This window comes from Enterobacter cloacae complex sp. IR5459, assembly GCF_049238005.1.
Taxonomy (GTDB): domain Bacteria; phylum Pseudomonadota; class Gammaproteobacteria; order Enterobacterales; family Enterobacteriaceae; genus Enterobacter; species Enterobacter hormaechei_C.
Genome location: NZ_JBMKIG010000053.1, coordinates 1 through 2,012, shown reverse-complemented (window position 1 = coordinate 2,012; position 2,012 = coordinate 1). Strand labels below are relative to the sequence as shown.

Here is a 2,012-nt window from a genome sequence, read left to right as displayed (position 1 = left end):
AACCGCGGCCATAACAGCGGAATGACACCGGTAAACCGAAAGGCAGGAACAGGAGAGCGCACGAGGGAGCTACCAGGGGGAAACCCTTGGGATCTTTATAGTCCTGTCGGGTTTCGCCGCCACTGATTTGAGCGTCAGATTTCGTGATGCTTGTCAGGGGGGCGGAGCCTATGGAAAAACGGCTTCGCCGCAGCCTCATCGTTTCCCTGTTAAGTTCCTTCCTGGCATCCACCAGGAAATTTCCACCTCACCCGTAAGCCGGTACCGCTCGCCGCAGCCGAACGACCGAGCGCAGCGAGTCAGTGAGCGAGGAAGCGGCACATCTCCCGTTACTACATGTTCTGCTGACGCGCCGGTGCCGCCTTTTTCTCCTGCTACATGAAGCACTTCACTGACATCCGCATCCGTGCCAACATATTAAGCCAGTATACACTCCGCTAGCGCTACGTGACTGGTTCAGGGCTGCGCCCCGAAACCCGCCAGGACCACTGGCGCGCCTGACGGCTTGCCCAACGCTTCACGGCACCTGATTAAAATCCGCTCCCGTTCACCGTTTCTGATGGTTCTGACATTCCGCCGCTGCTTCATTGCTTCCACCTTGTCTGGCAGACTGGCCAGCGTGATGCTGAACAGGAGACCTACATGACGCGACTGACCAATCTGACGCCGGCAGAGAAGCAATTTCTTGATGATGCTGTTGCAGCTGCAGAGCGTGCTTCCGGCAAGAAACTCAACCAGCCGAACCGACATATCGTGCTCAACCGGGCAAGAGCGCAGATTGAGTCGCAGCGGCACGCCGACCGGCAGCGCGCTCTACGTGAGGAAGAACGGCAGCAGGCCGAATTTACCTGGTCACGTCCGCGATCGCCGCGCCGGTGAGTGGCTGTTATGAGGTTTCTGCTGCAGTTTTGTGATGAAACTGCAGGCAAGGCATTTCCGTGCATAGCCATGCAGACGCGCAGAAATCATCAGGAACGTTTTTCGGGGTTTTCCCCGGGGAAAGGTGCCGGAAATCGGCATGAGGCCGCAGAAACGCGCTGAGAGCGTCTTAGGCGGTACCGATAAGGGATGTTATGGTAAATGTGCCTCACAGACTGGTACAAAAAAAGCCCCGCAGGGCTTTTTTGCTATGAGTTAGCCATATTTTCTTGCGAATTTTTCATCGGAATCGCATAGATAAATAATAAACTCAATAAACGCGATGATCGCGGGTATGAATGTCCAGCAAAAAATTAGATACAGGAATCCCTGTCCTATTTTACCTAAGTAAAATTTATGTGCGCCAAATCCACCAAGGAAGAATGCTAATAGCGCGGCTGCGATTCTACTTTTTTCACCTGAACCTGAAGAGGCGTTTGTGGCTCCGCAGTGTGGGCATGACTTTGCTGTTTCGTGTATTTCCTTGCCGCATCCTCGGCAGTAAACCATTGAACTCATTTTTTATCCTCGAGCTTATTTTTAGTTGGGATGCATAATATCCAATGTTTTATAACGATATGCATCCTATATGCTCGGGTGGGATAGATTTCCATTATGGTGAAGGATCTTCTTGAGATCCTTTCTGTAGCGTCGTAATCTCTTGCTCTGGAAACGAAAAAACCGCCCTGCAAGGCGGTTTTTCGAAGGTTCTCTGAGCTACTAACTCTTTGAACCGAGGTAACTGGCTTGGAGGAGCGCAGTCACCAAAACTTGTCCTTTCAGTTTAGCCTTAACCGGCGCATAACTTCAAGACTAACTCCTCTAAATCAGTTACCAGTGGCTGCTGCCAGTGGCGCTTTTGCATGTCTTTCCGGGTTGGACTCAAGACGATAGTTACCGGATAAGGCGCAGCAGTCGGACTGAACGGGGGGTTCGTGCATACAGTCCAGCTTGGAGCGAACTGCCTACCCGGAACTGAGTGTCAGGCGTGGAATGAGAAACCGCGGCCATAACAGCGGAATGACACCGGTAAACCGAAAGGCAGGAACAGGAGAGCGCACGAGGGAGCTACCAGGGGGAAACCCTTGGGATCT

General features: G+C 52.6%; 3 protein-coding genes. 1 reads left to right on the top strand and 2 read right to left on the bottom strand.

Translation table 11 applies throughout. From position 1 onward, the window contains the following. Window positions 1-642 precede the first annotated feature (642 nt). A complete protein-coding gene (locus ACOTX4_RS25830; protein WP_031942344.1) occupies window positions 643-879 on the top strand; it encodes a hypothetical protein in 237 nt (78 codons plus the stop codon). A gap of 255 nt (window positions 880-1,134) precedes the next feature. Here ACOTX4_RS25830 and ACOTX4_RS25825 read toward each other — a convergent pair whose 3' ends face one another. Beyond that, window positions 1,135-1,437 (bottom strand): TM2 domain-containing protein, encoded by a 303-nt coding sequence (locus tag ACOTX4_RS25825; protein WP_031942343.1) that lies wholly within the window; start codon window positions 1,435-1,437, stop codon window positions 1,135-1,137. A 308-nt stretch (window positions 1,438-1,745) separates the two neighbouring features. Beyond that, the gene (locus ACOTX4_RS25820) at window positions 1,746-1,859 is read right to left on the bottom strand and encodes a hypothetical protein (protein WP_032634168.1); all 114 of its coding nucleotides are present in this window, start codon (window positions 1,857-1,859) and stop codon (window positions 1,746-1,748) included. Between the last annotated feature and the right edge of the window lie 153 nt (window positions 1,860-2,012).